Origin of the sequence: Planktothrix mougeotii LEGE 06226, from assembly GCF_015207485.1 — a bacterium.
Lineage (GTDB): Bacteria > Cyanobacteriota > Cyanobacteriia > Cyanobacteriales > Microcoleaceae > Planktothrix.
The window spans coordinates 1-17,819 of sequence record NZ_JADEWU010000102.1 but is presented as its reverse complement, the minus strand read 5'-3'; the positions used below and the strand labels follow the sequence as shown (position 1 = coordinate 17,819).

Below are 17,819 nucleotides of genomic sequence, written 5' to 3'. Positions count from 1 at the left end.
GATCGCATCCAAGGGGAAACAGCCGAGAATATTGAAACCGCGATCGCTTATTACAAGGAGGCATTGTCTGTTTATACCCGCAACGCTTTTCCCCAAGATTGGGCGACGACACAAATAGGTCTCGGTATTGCCTACGCGGTTCGCATCCAAGGGGAAAAAGCCCAGAATCTGGAAACGGCGATCGCTTGTTTCACCCAGGCATTGTCTGTTTTAACCCCCAATGCTTTTCCCCAAAATCATGCGGTAACTGCCTTTAACTTAGGACGGGCTTATCAAGACAGTCAACAATGGCAGTTAGCTTATGAAGCTTTTGCCGATGCCATGAACACGGTAGAAACTCTCCGCAGTCAAATTGTTTCGGGGGAGGAAGCGAAACAGAAATTAGCGGAGGAGTGGAATATACTTTATCGGGGGATGGTGGAAGTTTGCATCGAACTGAAACACTATGAAAAAGCGATTGAATATGTGGAACGCAGCAAAGCCCAAAATCTGGTGGAAGTTTTAGCGATTCGGGACTTGTATCCCAAGGGCAAAATTCCTGATGTTGTGCGTAGCGAATTGGAACGATTACGGCAAGAAATTGATTACGAAGATCGTCGTCAAGCCGCTGCTTCCCAACCGGACTACACCCTAATTAACGAACTGCGTCAACGCTACGATCAACTGTATCCTTTTAAACCGATTCAATATGGAGAAATTCAAGATTTAATTGACGATCACACAGCTATTCTTCAATGGTATATTTTCGGGGATTGTTTTCGCGCCTTTATCATCACCCGTCACCGTTCCCAACCCCTGATTTATACTTTTACTACCACCGATTTAGAACAATTACAAAAATGGGCAGATGAATATTTTAAAGCCTATTATGCCTCTGAGCAAGCAGAAACAAAATCAGAACAAGAAGCATTACAAGAACAATGGCAAAATAGCCTCCCGTCTCGTCTGCAAGATTTAGCCAAGATTTTACAGATTGATCAAATTTTAGGGAAATTCTCAGAACTTCCTAAATCAATTAATCAATTAATTCTGATTCCCCATCGCTATTTGCATCTGTTCCCCCTCCATACTTTACCCGTCAGCACAGAAACTTGGTTAAAATTCCATCCCCAGGGCAACCCCATTCCCTCCCATCCGACTGTTCTTGATTGTTTTTCCCAAGGAGTTCGCTATGCTCCCAGTAACCAACTATTAAAGCAAGTGCAAGAGCAAAACTGCACGGAATTTGATCGCCTATTTGCAGTTCAAACCCCGAACCCAAATTTAAAGGATTTAGATTTAGGTTCAGTAAATGCCATTAAACAACAATTTCTCCAATCGGATATTCTGAAAAACGATGGAGCCAAAAAATCAGACATTTTACACATTGATGCCACTACAAAAAACGTTATTAGTATCAATGAAAAATTGCGGAATAGTCACTGTGCTTTTTTCTTCTGTCATGGGAAGTTTGATCTCAAGAATCCCTTAGATTCAGGTTTGGAATTAGCCGATGATGTCCTTACCTTAGATGATATTATCCGCTATTTTGAGTTAAAAAACTGTCGCCTCGTCACCCTTTCCGCCTGCGAAACCGGGTTAACAGACTTCAGCAAAAACAGCGATGAGTATATTGGTTTACCCAGTGGCTTTATTTTAGCGGGGGCTACGAATATTGTCAGTAGTTTGTGGTCAGTGAATGCTATTGCTACCGCCATCTTAATGCTAAAATTCTACCAAGAACTTGAAAACCTTGGTAATATAGGATTAGCCCTCAAGTCTGCCCAATGTTGGCTCAGGGATACCACCGTTCAGGGGTTTCAAACCTGGCTACCCACCACGCGCCTGAGTGATACTTGGCAGGGGCAATTAAAGAGATATTTCCAAAAACAGGAAATCGAAAAAGCAGCAACGTTTCAACCCTTTGAATCTCCCTATTATTGGGCTGCGTTTTGTGCAATTGGTAAAGGAGTTTAACCCATGTCAGTTTATCGAAATAGTGTTTTAGTGTTTATTGAATTAATAGAAAAACCCAACTCAATCTCCCTTGAAGATTGGCAAGATTTACAGCAGTGGGTTAATAATATTCCTAGCGATGAGGAAATGTTCAACCATTCCGTTTTAACGATACCTACGCTATCGATCTAACGCTGTTTTCTAAACCCTTATCTACCTCCATTGATACTACAGATCTAACCTATTTTGAACTCAATCATTTATTACCAAATTCCATTCAAGGTTCATTAGGACAAACCCTCTGGCTTTATGGAGAAGCGGAAGCAACCGATGAGGAATGTAAAGAAATCGCCAAGCTTTGGGCTAATAAGCTGTTAACAAATGAATATAAACTTGTTTTTCGTCATCAAGGAAAACTGTTTAAAAGTCATATATTTCAATATGAATTAATCAATTTAACTGAACCCCAAAATCCAGCAAAAAACTGTCAAATTCTGATTTCAATTAATAACCATCAAGCTAATACGATTGAACTTGTGGGAAAAATTTCCGACTGGATCATTCATTTCTTCTGCTGTCGCCATAAGATTTTATATATCTATCAAGAAGCTGAACAAGCAAACCAAACGGCGCGAAAACAATACGTCGAAATTGAGGAAAAAATAGATAAATTTTCTAAGGAGATCGCAAATTCAGAAACTCGCCTTGAAACCTTTAAAGAAATGCTCAATTCTATTCCTATTGATCTGCTCAATTATAGCCATTCTTTACGCGATTTAAAAACCCATTCCACCTCTTTATCTACTAACATAACAAATTATAAAACTTGCCTTAGAAAGATTTTGACTCCAGAAGATCAGGTGAAATTTTGGCAAGAGTTTAGCGATCGCACCTGTAAACAATATCAAACCCAAATTGAGATTAATCTCAATTATTTATCCCCTGGTCAAGATTTACTCGAACAATTAATCAATACTATTCGCTGTTTAGTTGAAATTGAACAAGCGGAAATTGATCGAGAAAAAGCCGAAGCTTTACGCACAAATGAAGAAGCTGAGGAAAAACGCGATAAATCTTTAGAGCGTACTATTTCAATTTTAGGTGTTAGCTTAGGTGTAGGAGGTATTGCTTCATCAATTACCTCAGCATACATTGAAAAACCCCTAACCCTATCCTATCTGGAAAAATCCCTAACCGTTGATCCTTTTATTCTAGCATTTTTATTGAGTTTTGGAATAGCTGCGATCGCAGGTCTTATAACTTGGGAAATTACTAAAAAATGGCAATAATATTACAAGAAATATCTGATTTAATGAATTAAAATACAAAATTTGTGTTATAATAAAATCAACCCTAATCAATTACAGTGATTATGGAAGAAATACTGACCTTAAAAAAATTATTGTTAAAAGGGGATATTCCGGGTTCCCTTGCGGTTGTTGAAGAATTGGAAGAAATGGGCCGTAAAGAGATTATCAAAACAATTCGGAGTTATGCTGTTATTCTCTTGATTCATTTAATTAAGCGCCAAGTTGAAAAACGAACTACTCGATCTTGGGATGTTTCCATTCGGAATTCAATTCGAGAAATTCAACGGGAAAACAAACGCCGAAAATCTGGAGGATATTACCTCAATTATGAAGAGCTAATGGAAACTTTAGAGGATGCTTATCTGAACGCAATTGATCAAGCGTCTTTAGAAGTTTCAGAAGGAATTTATGAGCCTCAAGAATTAGAAAAATTAGTCAATCGTGAAGAACTATTAAATCAAGCTTTTCAGTTAATTACATAAATTATGTTATAATAAAATCAACCCTAATCAATTCCAGATATTATGGAAGAAATACTAACCCTAAAGGAATTATTGTTAAAAGGGGATATTCCGGGTTCCCTTGCTGTTGTTGAAGAATTAGAAGAAATGGGTCGCAAAGATATTATTAAAACGATTAGAAGCTATGCTATTGTTTTATTAATTCATTTAATTAAACGTCAAGTCGAAAACCGGACAACTCGGTCTTGGGATGTTTCAATTCAGAATGCTATTTTTGAAATAAAGGACGAAAATAAACGTCCTCGCTCACAAAGTTATTATCTATCTCCAGAGGAACTTGAGGAAGTTTTAGAAGTTGCTTATAAACAAGCGATTAATAAAGCATCCTTAGAGGTTTTAGAAGGAATTTATCAAGCTAAAGAATTAGAAAAATTAGCCAACAAAGAAGAAATATTAAAGCAAGCGATGGAGTTAATTAAAGATGAATAAATCATAACAAAAATCGAGTTACTGACCCTGATTTATGGGATAAAATCAACATTTTTGATCCAGAAACCCGATTTCTAGGAGTTGGTAGTTAAAGATGTTTTTCTCGTTCTAACCAAGCTCTCATTTTCCCCGGATTTAATAACCCATAGGGGTCTACTTGTTGTTTAAATTGTAACTGTTCTAAATTGATCATTTTCATCCCTCCATCTTCTAAAATATAAGTATGAGGATTGAAAATCACAGCACCTCTTTCTTCATGATAACGAATAATTTCATTTAACCGTTCTTCTGTCGTAAATCTCACTAACTGTAAAGAGGCGGGGTGCATTTCTCCATGCAATCTTAAAAACTCTAAATGTTGCATGACTTCATCCCCAAAATGATCATAAAGATGTTCTAATAATTCTAATTTTCGATCCGCAGGTAATAAAGTTTGTAAATAAGTAATAGACGGATCTACACTTCGAGCGTGTAACGTGGTATGGTTCCAAGTATATTCTATTATTGTTGTTCCTTTCCCGGCTTCTTGGGATGGCTTTTGATAACAAATTTCTCCCTGATATTCCTTCACTAATTCTTGAAAAGGTTCTAAACTGGTTTCCGAAATCATTAACAATGCTGCGTGTTTTCCAGATGGAATTATATCTTTAAATGCAGCAAAATAGGAGGGAATAGGAGATGCAGAAACGGAGATTAATTTTTTAATAATGCCATCGGATAAAGCTAAGGCTTGACCAAATCGAGCCGAGGTCATAAAATTATCAAAGGTAACAATAATTTCTGACCAAGGATAGGCAGGAGCAAGGGGAATTTCTAACTCAGTAATAATTCCATTAGTTCCATAAGCATGATTAACTTTCTGTACATCATCCCCTCTTAATTCAATAATGCGAGGTTCATCTTCCAGTGTCACAACTCGCGCAGCTTGTAAGTTACCGCGATCTCGTAATTGTCCATAAGTAATAGAACCAATTCCTCCACTTCCGCCTTCAATAAATCCCCCAATTGTTGCTGTCCGATAGGTGGAAGGAACCATGCGTAATTCCCATCCCATTTCCCTTGCTTGTTTATCAAATGCTGCTAATTTAACCCCCGGTTCTACACAAGCCAACCCTGGTTTTATCCATTTAATTTGATTCAATTTAGAAATATCTAAAATTACCCCTCCTTCTAAGGGGATACACTGTCCATAATTTCCGGTTCCCGCACCTCGAACTGTCAGAGGAACTTTATATTTCAGACAAACTTTAGCCACTTGTAAAATTTCGGCTTCCGTTGTGGGACGTACTACAAGATCTCCAGTTTTATCCTTAAGTAAGGGTTGCAAAATTGGGCTAAAATGATAATAGTCTTGAGACAGTTTCATCACTTGGGTTTGATCCCGAATCATTTCAATCCCCGACAGTTCAGAACAAAAGGTATCCCAGTTAATATCAATCATAGTTATGGTTGAACGAGAAAATATTATTATAGTCTTAATAATATTAATAATAGCTTGGTGTGGGATGCGTGCACCGCACTGATACACCCCACAGATCAAACAAAATTAACGAATAGTAGCCAACTGTTTTTCCTTAGAAATTGGTGCACTTAACGCTTCTTCTAAGGGGGCTCGTCCTAAACGTTCTTCTAAAATATCCATTACCGTGCGTCCAAAATCATTAGGGTTGCGGTTCCAGGCTTCTAAACAGATTTCCCCAAAAAATGATCCTAACGGTTCTGGGTTCCAAAGTAACTTTCTGGCTGTCCAAGGCATTAAACTCATGGGATTATACCCCGGTTTTAACATATCCTTTTGGAACGCATATTCCTCTAAATGGGTGTGGGGTTGTAACCCAATAAAGAAAATCGCAGGTTCCACTTTATCCGCCCCAAAAATCGCTTCTAATTCCCGATGATAAGCAATCGTTTGACGAATGGTATCAAAGGTTTCATCAATGACATTAAAGGAATAATTCACCGAAACCAAATCATTAAACCCGGCGGCTTTTAAATCTCGACAATTTTCTAATACCACTCGCAGATTATATCCCATCCGCATTTTTCTCACTAATTCCTGGGAACCGCTAGTAATGCCAATTTCAAAATAATTCATCCCTGTTTTTGCCATTAATTGGCATAATTCAGGCGTTAAATTATCCGCGCGAATATAAGCCGCCCAGTGAATATCCGTCATCCCCGCATCAAGGATTTTTTGTAATAATTCTACTGCATCATCAATAAAACGACGGGCGGGAATAAATTGAGCATCGGTAAACCAAAAGTTTCTAATTCCTCGGTTATAAAGTTGCTGCATTTCCGCTACAACTTCATCGGCGGGATTAATTCTAACTTGTTTTCCTTCAATAACTGTGTAAATACAATAACAACAGTTATGGGGACAACCCCGCTTTGTTTGTACCCCAATATAAAAGTCTTGGTCTTGAAAATAATATTGAAATTCTGGCCAAATTGTTTCAATATAATCGTAATTACAAGCTGTTTTTTCAAAATTCATGGGTTGTTCATGAATTAAGCGATCGCGTGGTGTTGTTTCGCCCACAATATAACAGCGTTCCTGGGCTAAATCTTCCCCTCTTAATAACTTTTCTAATAAACTTTCCCCTTCCCCAACAGAAACAATACTTCCTGTCGGTAAACTGGTTCCCAACTGTTCATAAAAAACACTCACAGCCCCTCCCCCAACAACGACCCGCGCTTGAGGGTTATATTTTTGAGAACGAAATAATCCGCGTTTAATTAATCCTAAATTACGCCACAGTTCGGTATAATAGGAGGTTGCTAATTTTAACCCGCCTAACGCTCCCCGTAATTTAATTAAAGGGTTTTTAGCATAATAAAATTCAAAGGCATTTTGCAGGGGATTTCCACCCCGTCCGCCTACAGGAGCATAAATTTGAATATCTCGCCAAGAAAACACTAATAATGTCGGTTGAAACTCATCAACACAAGCATCCAACGCCGCAGCATAATCTAAGGGAGGAACCGCCCCTAAATCAAAAATCCGTTGTTGAACGCTGGGAAACAGCTTGTGAACGTGATCAGACAGATAAACCACCCCAATTGGGAAAATGGGGTTACAGGGGAGACGGACGTAAAGGATCTTATCTTCCATAAAGCTTTTGTGGGTCAGGCGGAACTAAGGCTAAAATCAGTGAAGTTATATCGAGTTTATTTAAGATTCCTTAACACTATAACGAATTTTGGTGCGTTTAGGGTTGCCAATCTGAGAAAATGATGAAGTTTGGATAAGTGCCAGGGACAGAGATTGATCGATCCCCATCCCCTGAAGCTCAACTTTTTTCAGAATTTTAATTTTGAAAGAATTTCTTTGAAATCAGGTACAACCGTTGAATTGATTGAGAAGTTTGCCCAAAATTGGTGAGTATAAGAACTGATTGGTAGTCGCAGTTACAACCAACGGGGATCAGCAAATGTTAACGTGACAAGTAATCCATAAAATGTTTAACTCAAAGCCCCTTGATTCAGATATGGCTCAAATTCTTGATCCCCTACCGTCGAATAGTTCTGGTCGAATTTTGTGCTGCTATGTTAATGCTACCAGCCATATTCAGATCGCTCGTATTACTAACGTTCCGAACTGGTACTTTGAGCGGGTAGTATTCCCAGGACAACGTTTAGTGTTTGAGGCGATTCCCCAAGCCACCCTAGAAATTCATACTGGGAGTATGGCTAGTGCTATTATTGCCGATAATATTCCCTGTGAGCGGCTCCAAATTGATCAAGAGTCTATTCACCCTGATGGCAAACCTTTAACACTCAATGCTCAACCTTTAACACAACCGAGAACCTTTACCAGTAAGCGTACAGTCAAACTGGAACCTTTAACAACTCCAGCTTTAAGTACCGTTGATTAATTTAAAAAAACCTTGATAACAAAATCATGACCCAAAAAAATGGGTTTCAAGTCTCGCCCTTCTAGGGCGACTTTATTTATGTTATGATATTGCCGTAGGTTTTTTCCACGTCAAATGATTGTTCTGGAGTTTAAAGCTAAAGGAAAAACAACCCAATATGCTGCAATAGATGAGGCGATTAAAACGGCTCAGTTTGTTCGTAACAAGTGTATCCGTTTCTGGATTGATAACCGAGGTGTAGGACAGAAAGAACTTTATCGCTATAACACAGCACTAAGGGCTGAATTTCCGTTTGTTAAAGCTTTAAACTCCCATGCCTGTCAAGTTTCAGTAGAGTGGGCTTATAGCGCAATTGCCAGGTTTTACGACAATTGCAAACGGCAAGTTCCCTGTCAAAAAGGTTATCCAAAATTTAAAAAAAACGGTCGTTCAGTGGAATATAAAACTTCTGGATGGTCGCTTTCTCAAACTCGGAAACAAATCACTTTTACTGATAAAAAAGGTATTGGTAAATTAAAACTCAAAGGGACGTGGGATTTAAACTTCTATCAAATCGAACAAATCAAGCGGGTGAGGTTGGTTCGCCACGCTGACGGTTATTACGTCCAATTTGTAATAAAAGTTGCTCACAAAGCCGACGTAAAACCGACTGGTAAAACAATCGGTTTAGATGTTGGGTTAAAAGAATTTTATACTGACAGTAATGGGTATACTGAACCTAACCCTAGATTTTATCGGCAAGGTGAGAAGCGGTTAAAGTTTAGACAGCGCCGTGTTTCTCGCAAAAAGAAAGGCTCTGCCAATCGAAAGAAAGCCGTTAATCGACTAGGGCGAGTCCACCTCAAAATAAGTAGGCAACGTCAAGAACACGCTAAAAGAATAGCGCGTTGCGTCATCCAATCTAACGATTTGGTCGCCTATGAAGATTTGAGGATTAAAAATTTAGTGAAAAATCATTGTCTCGCCAAGTCGATTAATGATGCAGGTTGGTATCAATTCAGGAAGTGGTTAGAGTATTTTGGCGTTAAATTTAGCAGAATAACAGTAGCGGTTAATCCCGCCTATACTTCTCAAAATTGCTCTAACTGTGGTGCGGGAGTGAAAAAATCTCTATCTACAAGAACCCACAGTTGTCAGTGTGGATTTGAGTTAGATAGAGACTGGAACGCGGCTATCAACATCCTGAATTTAGCCTTGGGTACTACGGGTCACGTAGGAACCTGGATTTTAAATCCGAACGCTAGCGCTGACGCGCAGCTTCGCTAACGGGAGATTCGACCTCTACTCAGGCTGGAGTAATCTTGTCTGGGCAAGTTGAGTCTATGAACGAAGAATCCTCACGCCTTTAGGCTGGGGAGTGTCAAACCCATCGCACTGTACGTTGATCCCGGTTCATTGATGCAGCGCGATGTTTGGTGTCATTATATTTGTAAACTCTTTTAAGATGACCGTTGAAACCGTTGAACCTGTCAGTTTATCCAGTCCCACTGTATTTCGCATTTCTGCTCTGATCCGCATCACCCTGTTAAGTCTTTACACAGCGTTGATGAGCCCCTTACCGTTTTTGGCACAAGCTGTCCAAGCTCCCGTTTCTCCCCTATTCCTGGCGATGGGAATTGGACTAGGAGCGATCATTGTTTATGGTCTTCTAACAGAACGGGTGATTGTAGATGAGCAGGGAATTCAAGTCACCTATTCCCCTTGGGTTAATGTTCTTCCCCTGTTTCGGAAGGGATGGTCACTCCCCTGGAGTCAGATTAAAGCCTTAAAACCCAGAACCACTGGACAAGGGGGACTGGTTTATTATTTTTTGAGCCAGACGGGGGAGGGATATTTACTCCCCATGCGAATGGCTGGATTTTCCAGGTTTGTAACCATCGTTCAAGAAAAAACCGGAATTGATACAACGGATGTACGTCCCTTGGCTCAACCTTGGATGTATTTTATTTTATTTGGGTGTAGTTTATTATTGGGTTTAATGGATATTTGGACAATTTCAACGGCTCTCCATTATCCTCCGTTTAACGGTTAATTCTTAGTCTATTTTTGGCAGGGCTAAGGCTCTGATTAAAAGCTTTTGCTCATATTGGCGAGAACAACGGCAAATTCTCCCACAGTGGTTTCATCGCCAAGAATTCCAACTTGCTACCGAGAACGGTAATCGGTTGGTTTGATTCGAGAGTTTGCGGTTAACTCCCCATCTGAACTTAGAGATGAATCCACTACAGGACTTGATCCCGAGCAAATAACAGCCCTGACCCTGCAACAATCCCAGGAGAATTGGGAATCATTAAAATAAACGATTAGACCGCCAAGAATTAACGATCTAATAGTGAGAAGTTTCAGCTTAGGGATTAGCCACTTCCGGTCTTCACGCGAATGGGTGGATATTTGCCATTGAGTCTGGCGGTGCGAACGGTTTCCGCTTTCAGAATTTCTAAATTGAGACGATAGCCAACATTACGAACCGTTTGGATTAAATTCGGTTGGCGGGGGTCAGTTTCTACTTTTTTCCGTAATGACAGAACATGAGTGTCAATCGTGCGGGGATTATCAATAGAATCGGGCCATGCTCGTCGCAATAGTTCTGAACGACTCAACGGTTCTCCGCAAGCTTGGGCGAGAACATAAAGCAGACTGTATTCTTGGGGCGTTAGTTCAATTAATTGACTGTGTAGACGAACTCGACGTTGTACTAAGTCAATTTTGAGTGCTCCATAATCCAAGGTTGTTGGCGGAACAATGGTGCGACTACGGCGCATCAAAGATTCGGTTCTGGCCAAAAACTCCTGCATTCCAAAAGGTTTTGCTAAATAGTCGTCAGCACCCGCTCTCAAGCCTCGGACAATATCCGATTCCGTTGTGCGAGCCGACAACATCAGAATTAACGATTGTCGTTGCTGCTGAAGCCATTGGCAAAATTCCAAACTATTCCCCTCTGGCAGTTCAGCATCCAAAATCACTAAATTGGGTTGATGAGCATAGAAGATATCCCTTCCATTATGCAAATCAGCAGCTTGATAAACCGAGTAACCAACGTGCTGTAAATGCCAACCCAAGAGTGATCGTAAATGCGGGTTTCCTTCAATAATTGAAATACAAGCAGATCCCACGGATACGAGCTTCCTTCTTCAATATTGACTTCAAGGGTAACAGGGTAATCTTTCTGATTTTGTAGCTCCTGTTACTCTGCAATCAGCTTATTCTGTCAAAAGTATAAAAATAGGAAAAGGAAGTCTGGGTGATGGGGAGAAGAAGTTAAGATAAAGGGAGTTAACATAGAGATAGACAACTCAGTGTCCCTTTTGTCCTTTCTAACCTCCCTAATCAGTGTCGGACTTGCCCAATGATTAAACTCTTAATAAAATGACCGGATGGGTTCGCCATCCTTGTTGAATCTAGTAGTCACTACTCAAACCCCATTAAAACTATGCTTCAGGACACACTCACCATTCGCCATTACCAAAAACTCACCGACGCCCTTGTCGAGATGTGGAATCGAGGTTATCGCTATGATGATCTCAGGTTATATTTAGACGGTTATTTGGCAGCACTCAGACATACCAATACTTTAGAACCCTATTTAATTAGTCGTTTGGAGGAAGAAGCAACCCGATACATTTATGATCCCTCAAATTTTGAAATGCCGATGCCTCAACCTCAAGTAGACTATTATTAGGAAAGCTATCAGCAAAGGGTTTGGGAAGGGGAGGTAGAGAGAGCAGGGGAAGAAGAGGAGCAGGGGGGAAATTATTAACTTCTGACTTCGCACTCCGCACTCCGCACTCCGCACTCCAGCACCCCACACCCAACACCCCACTTAACAGGCAAGATGCCTGTTCCACCCATTTTATGAAGCTAGAGCCACTTCTAGCAGTTGCTGTAATTCACCTTTTTGATACAGTTCAATCATGACATCGGAACCCCCAACAAATTCACCATTGATATAAACTTGGGGAATAGTAGGCCAGCTAGAATATTCTTTGATCCCTTGGCGAATTTCATAATCTTCTAAAACATCGCAGGTTTCAAAAGGAACCCCTAAACTATTTAAAATCTGCACAACATTATTAGAAAAACCGCACATAGGCATGAGCTTTGTTCCTTTCATAAAAACAAAGACTTTGTTTTTCTTGACGAGGTTTTCAATTTTTTCTGTTACTTCTGGAGTCATGGTTCTTTCGAGAATTAATAAAATGAAATGACTTGGATTTAGATCAGCAAAACGATTGCACATTCTCCGATTTGAGTTTAACCTATTTTCGAGAATTTGAGCGTTAACCTCTGCCTAAATTAAATTACAATTAAGCGACTTCGCTGTTTTTTTGCCATTCTTGAGGGGTATAGGTCTTTAAGGCTAAGGCATGAATTGCTTCTGTTGCCATTGCTTCTTTAACAGCCTTATAAACCATTTGGTGTTGTTTGACTAAGGTTTTACCCTCAAATTCAGCAGACACCACAATCGCTTGTAAATGGTCGCCTCCTCCCAAATCTTGAACTTGAACCAGTGCATCGGGCAATTCCGACTTAATCAGGGCTTCAACTTGATTCAGTGTAATCATTGTTATTCCTCAATAATAGTGTTATAAACTAACCTGCCGTGAACCTGGGTAACTTTTACCCGACTCCCCATTATGGCGCAGCAGAGGTAGGTTGGTTTTCTGCGTTACCCGTGCGGGGAAAGGGATCGGTTACAAATCCTAATTCGAGTAACTGTTGATACGCTTTTTTCCCTAAATCTCTTGTGGGGGCTTGGGATCGGATAATCTGAATTAATAAGGGAACAGCAAGTTCAGGTTGATTTTTAGCTCGGTGTAATAATGCTAACTGATAGGTGGCGGTATCGCGCATTTGTGCCGTTTCACGGGCTGCATTTCTGTGACTGTCTGCAATGCGGTTATCGACACCGGAAAAACTAGCTGCTAACTGTTGATAAAAATTAGATAATTGGTTAAAAACTTGACGCGCTTCCTGAAGTTTTTTTTCAGCTTCAGTGTAATTTTCACCGGAAACAGCAGTATTAGCTTCTTGCATTAACCGTTTCCCGCCCTCAATACTTAAAAAACTACTATCCAACGACAAAGGACGAATATCATTAGGATTGAGGGGAACCGGATCACCCGATGGTGGCGCAACCTCCATTTCTGTGCCATCCCTCAACTGTACATCCCCTGGTGAAAGGGTGGGAGAAGATTCTTGAGCATTAACACCGAGCGGGACTAAGACACCCCAAGCCATCATCAAAGGGATAGATAGGTAGGCTGTACGTTGAAGGAAACTAACAGTTCCAGAGGATACCATGACTCAATTGCGCGAACGCGATAAAAAAAAACATTAAACTTCATGGATCTTATCATTAATCTTGACCAATCCCGTACTGTGTCAGTAACCTCATCCCAGCTTTACCGAGACAGGTTATATTTTTTTTGGGGGCTGTAGGGATCAGGATTTTATTGGTTTTCTGCCAAACCGTCCAGAATACATAGATCTACATTATGAATGTGAATTTAAACCTTAAAGATTCACGGTGGTTTTAACTACCCGCGTCGTTTCCCTCTCTGGTCTAAAAACTCAAAGTTTCCCACTTACCGAACTATTTTATGACATCACCAGTTAACTCATCTAATGTTTCACAACCCAACTATCAAGGAATTGGCGTTCCTGACGAGAGTATCGGCAATGTTTTGCAACGGGGTGGAGAGGAATTAATTCTGCATAAAGTTCCTGATCGCTTTACGGTCAGATTGTCTCCCAGTACCTCTGGAATTAAAGATTTACCACAGCCACCGATTCCAATGCAACACGCCAATAGTGTTCCTCCGGCTTTAGAGGAAGTTACAGTGGCTCCCAATCAATTGGATGAGGCGATGGCATTAGCCCGGAATTCGGAGTATATTGACTTTGCCAGCCATGTTTACCAACTGGATAACGATCCCTCCTCAGTGATTTATTTAACTAATCAACTGACTATTCAGTTTCAAGAAGACGTTGATGCTTCAACACGAGAGTCTATTACTTCAGAAGTAGGATTAAAAGAGTTAAAGCCGATAGAAGGGATACCGAATGGTTTTGTTTATGAAATTACAACTCAAGCTCAAGAAAATCCTTTAAAAATTGCTAATCGTTTAACTCGAAATACTCAGGTTTTATTGGCTGAACCGAATATTGTGATTAGAAGTCAGCCCCATTATGTTCCTCGGGATTCCCTGTACAGTAAGCAATGGTATTTACATTGTAATGAAGGGAATCAAATGGCAGCAGGTTGCCATATTTCGGCTGAACAAGCTTGGGATATTACCAGAGGAGTTCGTTCTATTGTTGTGGCAATTAGCGATGATTCTGTTGATATTAATCACCCGGATTTTCAAGGGGTTGGTAAAATTGTTGCGCCTTTGGATTTAAAAGGTCGAGATAATCTTCCCCTTCCCGAAGCTCCAACGGATAATCACGGAACCGCTTGTGCTGGGGTGGCTGTAGCGGAAGAAAACGGCAAAGGCATTGTTGGGGTAGCACCCGGTTGTGCTTTAATGCCGATTCGGACAACGGGGTTTTTAGATGATGAATCCGTTGAACAAATTTTTAACTGGGCGATTGATAAAGGAGCTTCTGTTATTTCTTGTAGTTGGGGGGCGAGTGCCATTTATTTTCCTTTATCAGTTCGTCAAAAAGCTGTTATTAATAAAGCTGCAACTAAAGGTCGTCAGGGTAAAGGTTGTGTAATTATTTTTGCGGCTGGAAATGCTAATCGTCCAATTAATGGTATTCTTGATGAATCCGGCTGGCCTAATGATATTATTAAAGGTCGGGTTAAATGGTTATCTGGTTTTGCAGTTCATCCTGATGTAATTGCGGTTTCTGCTTCTAATAGTCTAGGTAAAAAATCGGCTTATAGTAACTGGGGAACTGGGGTTTGTGTGTGCGCTCCCAGTAATAATGCGCCACCGGGAATGTGGTTACAAGAAACCGGATATATTGGTACTCCTCCGGTTTTGAAAGGAACGTTACCGGGATTAGGGGTATTTACGACTGACCGCATGGGAGCCGCTGGTTATGATCAATCGGATTTTACACCCTATTTCGGTGGCACCTCTAGTGCGACTCCTGTTGTGGCTGGGGTGGCAGCTTTAGTGTTATCCGCTAATCCAAATTTAACAGCCCAAGAAGTCCGACGAATTCTTGAACAAAGTTCGGATAAAATTGTGGATTCTGATCCTGATCCTCAGTTGGGAATTCGCATGGGAAATTATGATAAAAATGGCTATTCTCAATGGTTTGGCTATGGCAAAGTTAATGCGTTTAAAGCGGTGCAAATGGCACAAAATAAACGCATGGTTCAGCAACAAATTTCTCGCAATATTACCAAAGAGAATAATCAAAGTCTGGCTATTCCTGATAATAATCCCAAGGGTTTGAGCAGTTCCATTGCGATTACAGAAACCAGTCCGATTCAAGATATTCAGGTAACAGTTGAAATTGAACATAGTTTCTTAGGAGATCTTGAAGTTTGGTTAGTTGCACCCAATGGAGATAAAGTTTTACTTCAAAATCGAACTTTAGGGGTTAAAACTCAATTAAAAACCACCTACACCTTACAAAACACACTGTATTTAAGACAGTTTCTCAATCTCCCAGCCCAAGGGAATTGGCAGTTAAGGGTGATTGATGCTGTTGCTGAAAATACGGGAACTCTCAAATATTGGAAACTGGATTTAGGGTTGTAATTTCCAAAAACAGGGAATATTACTTCCGTTGAGATGGGCCAATGGTCAACGGATCTCTTAAAATTGCCAACAACCCTTGATTCTAGGGTTCCTTTTTGGCACAATAGAGCATCCAGTTGAGGATAGATGATGAACAACCCTTCATCTATCCTCTTCTCTGTAACTTCTGCCCTCATGCAGTAACACCCAGTTCCCTAATGACTCCCCGCGAAAAAGCTCTTTTTTTCTTCCAATTGGCAACATTATTGAACTCCGGCTTAACGGTACAGCAGAGCTTAACTTTGGTGGGGAAAGAAAGCTATCCTCAATTAGGCCGTTATCTCAATAAAATGATAGCAGCAACAGGAAGAGGGGCTGATTTAGCCTCCGCCTTAGCCTTAGCATCCCGATATTTTGACCGTTGGACAATTGGTTTGATCCAACTGGGAGAATCCCAGGGGATGTTACCTGAAATTTGCTATCGAATTGCTGAGATTGAGGAACAACAAGCTCGTCATCAACAACTGTATCAATCTGTCACCCTTGCGGCTATTACTACAGCTATCAGTATTGCCCTGTTGGTGCTCACCTTATGTTATTTATCGGGTTTATCGGGTCAGGGGTGGTTTTTCGTGTTGGGAATTTTAGCGGTGATTGGATTGGCGATTCCTAAAATTGTGCCTCGTTTACCCTTGATGAAAAAAATTGCCACAGCCCGGATGATGTTGTATTTGGGAGAATTAAAATTACCCCTGAGTTGTGGAATGTCGTTGTTAGCCGCATTGGAATTAATTCGCGCTCATATTCCGAAATCGGAAATGAAAGCTACCATTACCATTGCATTAGGTCAAATACCCGCCGAAAAAACCTTGAGTCAAAGCTTAGAAGGGCGTTTACCTGCGGTGGCTTTGCAAATGATCCGCACCGGAGAAGCGACGGGAAGATTAGATTTAGCCTTACAAAAACTCACAAATTACTATGAAGAGGAACTTGAACAAACCTTACGTCGTCTACAGAGTCTTCTCGTTCCTGCCACAATTATTATTGCGGGTACAGTTGTCTTGCTATTAGCACTACAATCTCTAAAATCTCTATTAATTCTGTTACCCAGTTAATGTCGGCTCTATAGCCCACACCCTAAACCTTACACCCTATGCTTTAGACCCTACACCCTACCCTCTATTCCCTAGGCTGATAAAAAATTGGACTTTACTCTTGTGAAACTTGGCAACACCATTTAAGCTGTTAAGTCAAAACACACTGATTGTTTTGCAATTAAATCAGTTAATAATGAAAATACCCAAACCTCAAAGACTACAACCGAGATTAATTTTGGGGGTACTGGCTGGGGTATTATTCAGCAACACTGCTGTTATGATTCCCCAAGCAAAAGCGCACCATCCTAGCGCTTGCCCCCCATCCCCGGATTATATGAGAGTCCCTTCACCGATTCTCGATTTTCCGAACGCGGATCGCACGGTATTCTGTGGAGAAGATCGTGTAATTCTGACCTACGGCCCCTTCCAAGTCCCCATCTTAATCAGTGAATTAAAAGCTTTTGCTGAAACGGGGACTATGACTAAAACGATTAGTCAAATCGTTAAGGCTTCTAAAATCGAGCCCGATACCCTTCGAGGTCTGATGACCTTAGAGGTCGGTTTTGATTTAGTTCCCTTTGTTTGCATTATCACTTCCCCAGAAGGTGAAGAATTAACGAATGCGGTGGGGACAACGATTAGACTGCATCGTGGAAAACCCGGAATCTCGAATAGCACTGCTGCTATGAACGGGACAGCAATCCGTGCAGCCTTGATCAATGCCCTCAGTGCAGACGGAAAACTATCTTTCTTGGATATTCTCGATAACTATCCCACTCCTGGAGCATACGTTGATATCGGCAATATTCCTGAGACTGTGGATAAAGTTAAGGGTCTAGCCGGGAATCTCGATTCTCTGTTTAAGAAAGCCTCTCAATATGGAAAAGCTGGGTGTTCAGTCCAAGAAATAAATTTCCCTGCTGCACCCCCAGCCCCACCACCTGCACCC

At 40.7% G+C, this 17,819-nt stretch carries 17 protein-coding genes and 1 pseudogene; 12 read left to right on the top strand and 6 right to left on the bottom strand.

Features of this window, described 5'->3' with window-relative positions:
- The 5 genes from IQ236_RS25155 to IQ236_RS25135 form a co-directional block, all read left to right on the top strand.
- On the top strand, nucleotides 1-1,956 hold a 1,956-nt coding region (locus IQ236_RS25155), incomplete at its 5' end, for a CHAT domain-containing protein (RefSeq protein ID WP_193871815.1).
- A 3-nt stretch (nucleotides 1,957-1,959) separates the two neighbouring features.
- Complete coding sequence (locus IQ236_RS25150; protein ID WP_193871814.1) at nucleotides 1,960-2,127, top strand: hypothetical protein; 168 nt, start codon at nucleotides 1,960-1,962, stop codon at nucleotides 2,125-2,127.
- Between the two features lie 344 nt (nucleotides 2,128-2,471).
- Complete coding sequence (locus IQ236_RS25145) at nucleotides 2,472-3,224, top strand: hypothetical protein (protein ID WP_193871813.1); 753 nt, start codon at nucleotides 2,472-2,474, stop codon at nucleotides 3,222-3,224.
- 83 nt (nucleotides 3,225-3,307) lie between these two features.
- Nucleotides 3,308-3,727, top strand: a complete 420-nt coding sequence (locus IQ236_RS25140; RefSeq protein ID WP_193871812.1) for a DUF29 family protein — start codon at nucleotides 3,308-3,310, stop codon at nucleotides 3,725-3,727.
- Nucleotides 3,728-3,769: 42 nt separating this feature from the next.
- Nucleotides 3,770-4,195 (top strand): DUF29 family protein, encoded by a 426-nt coding sequence (locus tag IQ236_RS25135; RefSeq protein WP_193871811.1) that lies wholly within the window; start codon nucleotides 3,770-3,772, stop codon nucleotides 4,193-4,195.
- A gap of 88 nt (nucleotides 4,196-4,283) precedes the next feature.
- Here the strand turns inward: IQ236_RS25135 and IQ236_RS25130 are convergent, their stop codons facing one another.
- Nucleotides 4,284-5,636, bottom strand: a complete 1,353-nt coding sequence (locus IQ236_RS25130) for an FAD-binding oxidoreductase (protein WP_193871810.1) — start codon at nucleotides 5,634-5,636, stop codon at nucleotides 4,284-4,286.
- 105 nt (nucleotides 5,637-5,741) lie between these two features.
- Nucleotides 5,742-7,310, bottom strand: coding sequence for a photosystem II high light acclimation radical SAM protein (locus tag IQ236_RS25125; protein ID WP_193871809.1), 1,569 nt, complete (start codon nucleotides 7,308-7,310; stop codon nucleotides 5,742-5,744).
- Nucleotides 7,311-7,686: 376 nt separating this feature from the next.
- On the opposite strand from IQ236_RS25125, the gene IQ236_RS25120 reads away from it, so the two are divergent.
- From IQ236_RS25120 to IQ236_RS25110, 3 genes and pseudogenes are all read left to right on the top strand, one after another.
- Nucleotides 7,687-8,073: a DUF1830 domain-containing protein gene (locus IQ236_RS25120; RefSeq protein WP_193871817.1), complete on the top strand. Its 387-nt coding sequence runs from the start codon at nucleotides 7,687-7,689 to the stop codon at nucleotides 8,071-8,073.
- A gap of 114 nt (nucleotides 8,074-8,187) precedes the next feature.
- Nucleotides 8,188-9,422 (top strand): annotated as a pseudogene (locus IQ236_RS25115) (RNA-guided endonuclease InsQ/TnpB family protein).
- A 95-nt stretch (nucleotides 9,423-9,517) separates the two neighbouring features.
- Nucleotides 9,518-10,105 (top strand): hypothetical protein, encoded by a 588-nt coding sequence (locus IQ236_RS25110; RefSeq protein WP_193871807.1) that lies wholly within the window; start codon nucleotides 9,518-9,520, stop codon nucleotides 10,103-10,105.
- Nucleotides 10,106-10,427: 322 nt separating this feature from the next.
- Here the strand turns inward: IQ236_RS25110 and IQ236_RS25105 are convergent, their stop codons facing one another.
- Nucleotides 10,428-11,186: a response regulator transcription factor gene (locus IQ236_RS25105; protein WP_190519363.1), complete on the bottom strand. Its 759-nt coding sequence runs from the start codon at nucleotides 11,184-11,186 to the stop codon at nucleotides 10,428-10,430.
- Nucleotides 11,187-11,503: 317 nt separating this feature from the next.
- On the opposite strand from IQ236_RS25105, the gene IQ236_RS25100 reads away from it, so the two are divergent.
- Nucleotides 11,504-11,752 (top strand): DUF6761 family protein, encoded by a 249-nt coding sequence (locus IQ236_RS25100; protein ID WP_072719905.1) that lies wholly within the window; start codon nucleotides 11,504-11,506, stop codon nucleotides 11,750-11,752.
- 171 nt (nucleotides 11,753-11,923) lie between these two features.
- Here IQ236_RS25100 and grxD read toward each other — a convergent pair whose 3' ends face one another.
- From grxD to IQ236_RS25085, 3 genes are all read right to left on the bottom strand, one after another.
- Nucleotides 11,924-12,247 (bottom strand): Grx4 family monothiol glutaredoxin, encoded by a 324-nt coding sequence (gene grxD, locus IQ236_RS25095; protein ID WP_193871806.1) that lies wholly within the window; start codon nucleotides 12,245-12,247, stop codon nucleotides 11,924-11,926.
- Nucleotides 12,248-12,377: 130 nt separating this feature from the next.
- The gene (locus IQ236_RS25090; protein WP_193871805.1) at nucleotides 12,378-12,635 is read right to left on the bottom strand and encodes a BolA family protein; all 258 of its coding nucleotides are present in this window, start codon (nucleotides 12,633-12,635) and stop codon (nucleotides 12,378-12,380) included.
- Nucleotides 12,636-12,705: 70 nt separating this feature from the next.
- Nucleotides 12,706-13,374 carry a hypothetical protein gene (locus IQ236_RS25085; RefSeq protein ID WP_193871804.1) on the bottom strand — a complete coding sequence of 223 codons (669 nt, stop codon included), beginning with the start codon at nucleotides 13,372-13,374 and terminating at the stop codon, nucleotides 12,706-12,708.
- A gap of 299 nt (nucleotides 13,375-13,673) precedes the next feature.
- On the opposite strand from IQ236_RS25085, the gene IQ236_RS25080 reads away from it, so the two are divergent.
- The 3 genes from IQ236_RS25080 to IQ236_RS25070 all read left to right on the top strand — a co-directional run.
- Nucleotides 13,674-15,794: a S8 family serine peptidase gene (locus tag IQ236_RS25080; RefSeq protein ID WP_193871803.1), complete on the top strand. Its 2,121-nt coding sequence runs from the start codon at nucleotides 13,674-13,676 to the stop codon at nucleotides 15,792-15,794.
- A 197-nt stretch (nucleotides 15,795-15,991) separates the two neighbouring features.
- Nucleotides 15,992-16,888 (top strand): type II secretion system F family protein, encoded by an 897-nt coding sequence (locus tag IQ236_RS25075; protein ID WP_193871802.1) that lies wholly within the window; start codon nucleotides 15,992-15,994, stop codon nucleotides 16,886-16,888.
- 175 nt (nucleotides 16,889-17,063) lie between these two features.
- On the top strand, nucleotides 17,064-17,819 hold a 756-nt coding region (locus IQ236_RS25070), incomplete at its 3' end, for an alpha/beta hydrolase (RefSeq protein ID WP_228041854.1).

Bases quoted from the DNA above. Each gene is read 5' to 3' on its own strand.
- IQ236_RS25135 (WP_193871811.1), top strand. From the start codon at position 3,770: ATGGAAGAAATACTAACCCTAAAGGAATTATTGTTAAAAGGGGATATT.
- IQ236_RS25090 (WP_193871805.1), bottom strand. From the start codon at position 12,635: ATGATTACACTGAATCAAGTTGAAGCCCTGATTAAGTCGGAATTGCCC.
- IQ236_RS25100 (WP_072719905.1), top strand. From the start codon at position 11,504: ATGCTTCAGGACACACTCACCATTCGCCATTACCAAAAACTCACCGAC.
- IQ236_RS25130 (WP_193871810.1), bottom strand. From the start codon at position 5,636: ATGATTGATATTAACTGGGATACCTTTTGTTCTGAACTGTCGGGGATT.
- IQ236_RS25110 (WP_193871807.1), top strand. From the start codon at position 9,518: ATGACCGTTGAAACCGTTGAACCTGTCAGTTTATCCAGTCCCACTGTA.
- IQ236_RS25140 (WP_193871812.1), top strand. From the start codon at position 3,308: ATGGAAGAAATACTGACCTTAAAAAAATTATTGTTAAAAGGGGATATT.
- IQ236_RS25150 (WP_193871814.1), top strand. From the start codon at position 1,960: ATGTCAGTTTATCGAAATAGTGTTTTAGTGTTTATTGAATTAATAGAA.
- IQ236_RS25080 (WP_193871803.1), top strand. From the start codon at position 13,674: ATGACATCACCAGTTAACTCATCTAATGTTTCACAACCCAACTATCAA.
- IQ236_RS25085 (WP_193871804.1), bottom strand. From the start codon at position 13,374: ATGGTATCCTCTGGAACTGTTAGTTTCCTTCAACGTACAGCCTACCTA.
- grxD (WP_193871806.1), bottom strand. From the start codon at position 12,247: ATGACTCCAGAAGTAACAGAAAAAATTGAAAACCTCGTCAAGAAAAAC.
- IQ236_RS25120 (WP_193871817.1), top strand. From the start codon at position 7,687: ATGGCTCAAATTCTTGATCCCCTACCGTCGAATAGTTCTGGTCGAATT.
- IQ236_RS25125 (WP_193871809.1), bottom strand. From the start codon at position 7,310: ATGGAAGATAAGATCCTTTACGTCCGTCTCCCCTGTAACCCCATTTTC.
- IQ236_RS25075 (WP_193871802.1), top strand. From the start codon at position 15,992: ATGACTCCCCGCGAAAAAGCTCTTTTTTTCTTCCAATTGGCAACATTA.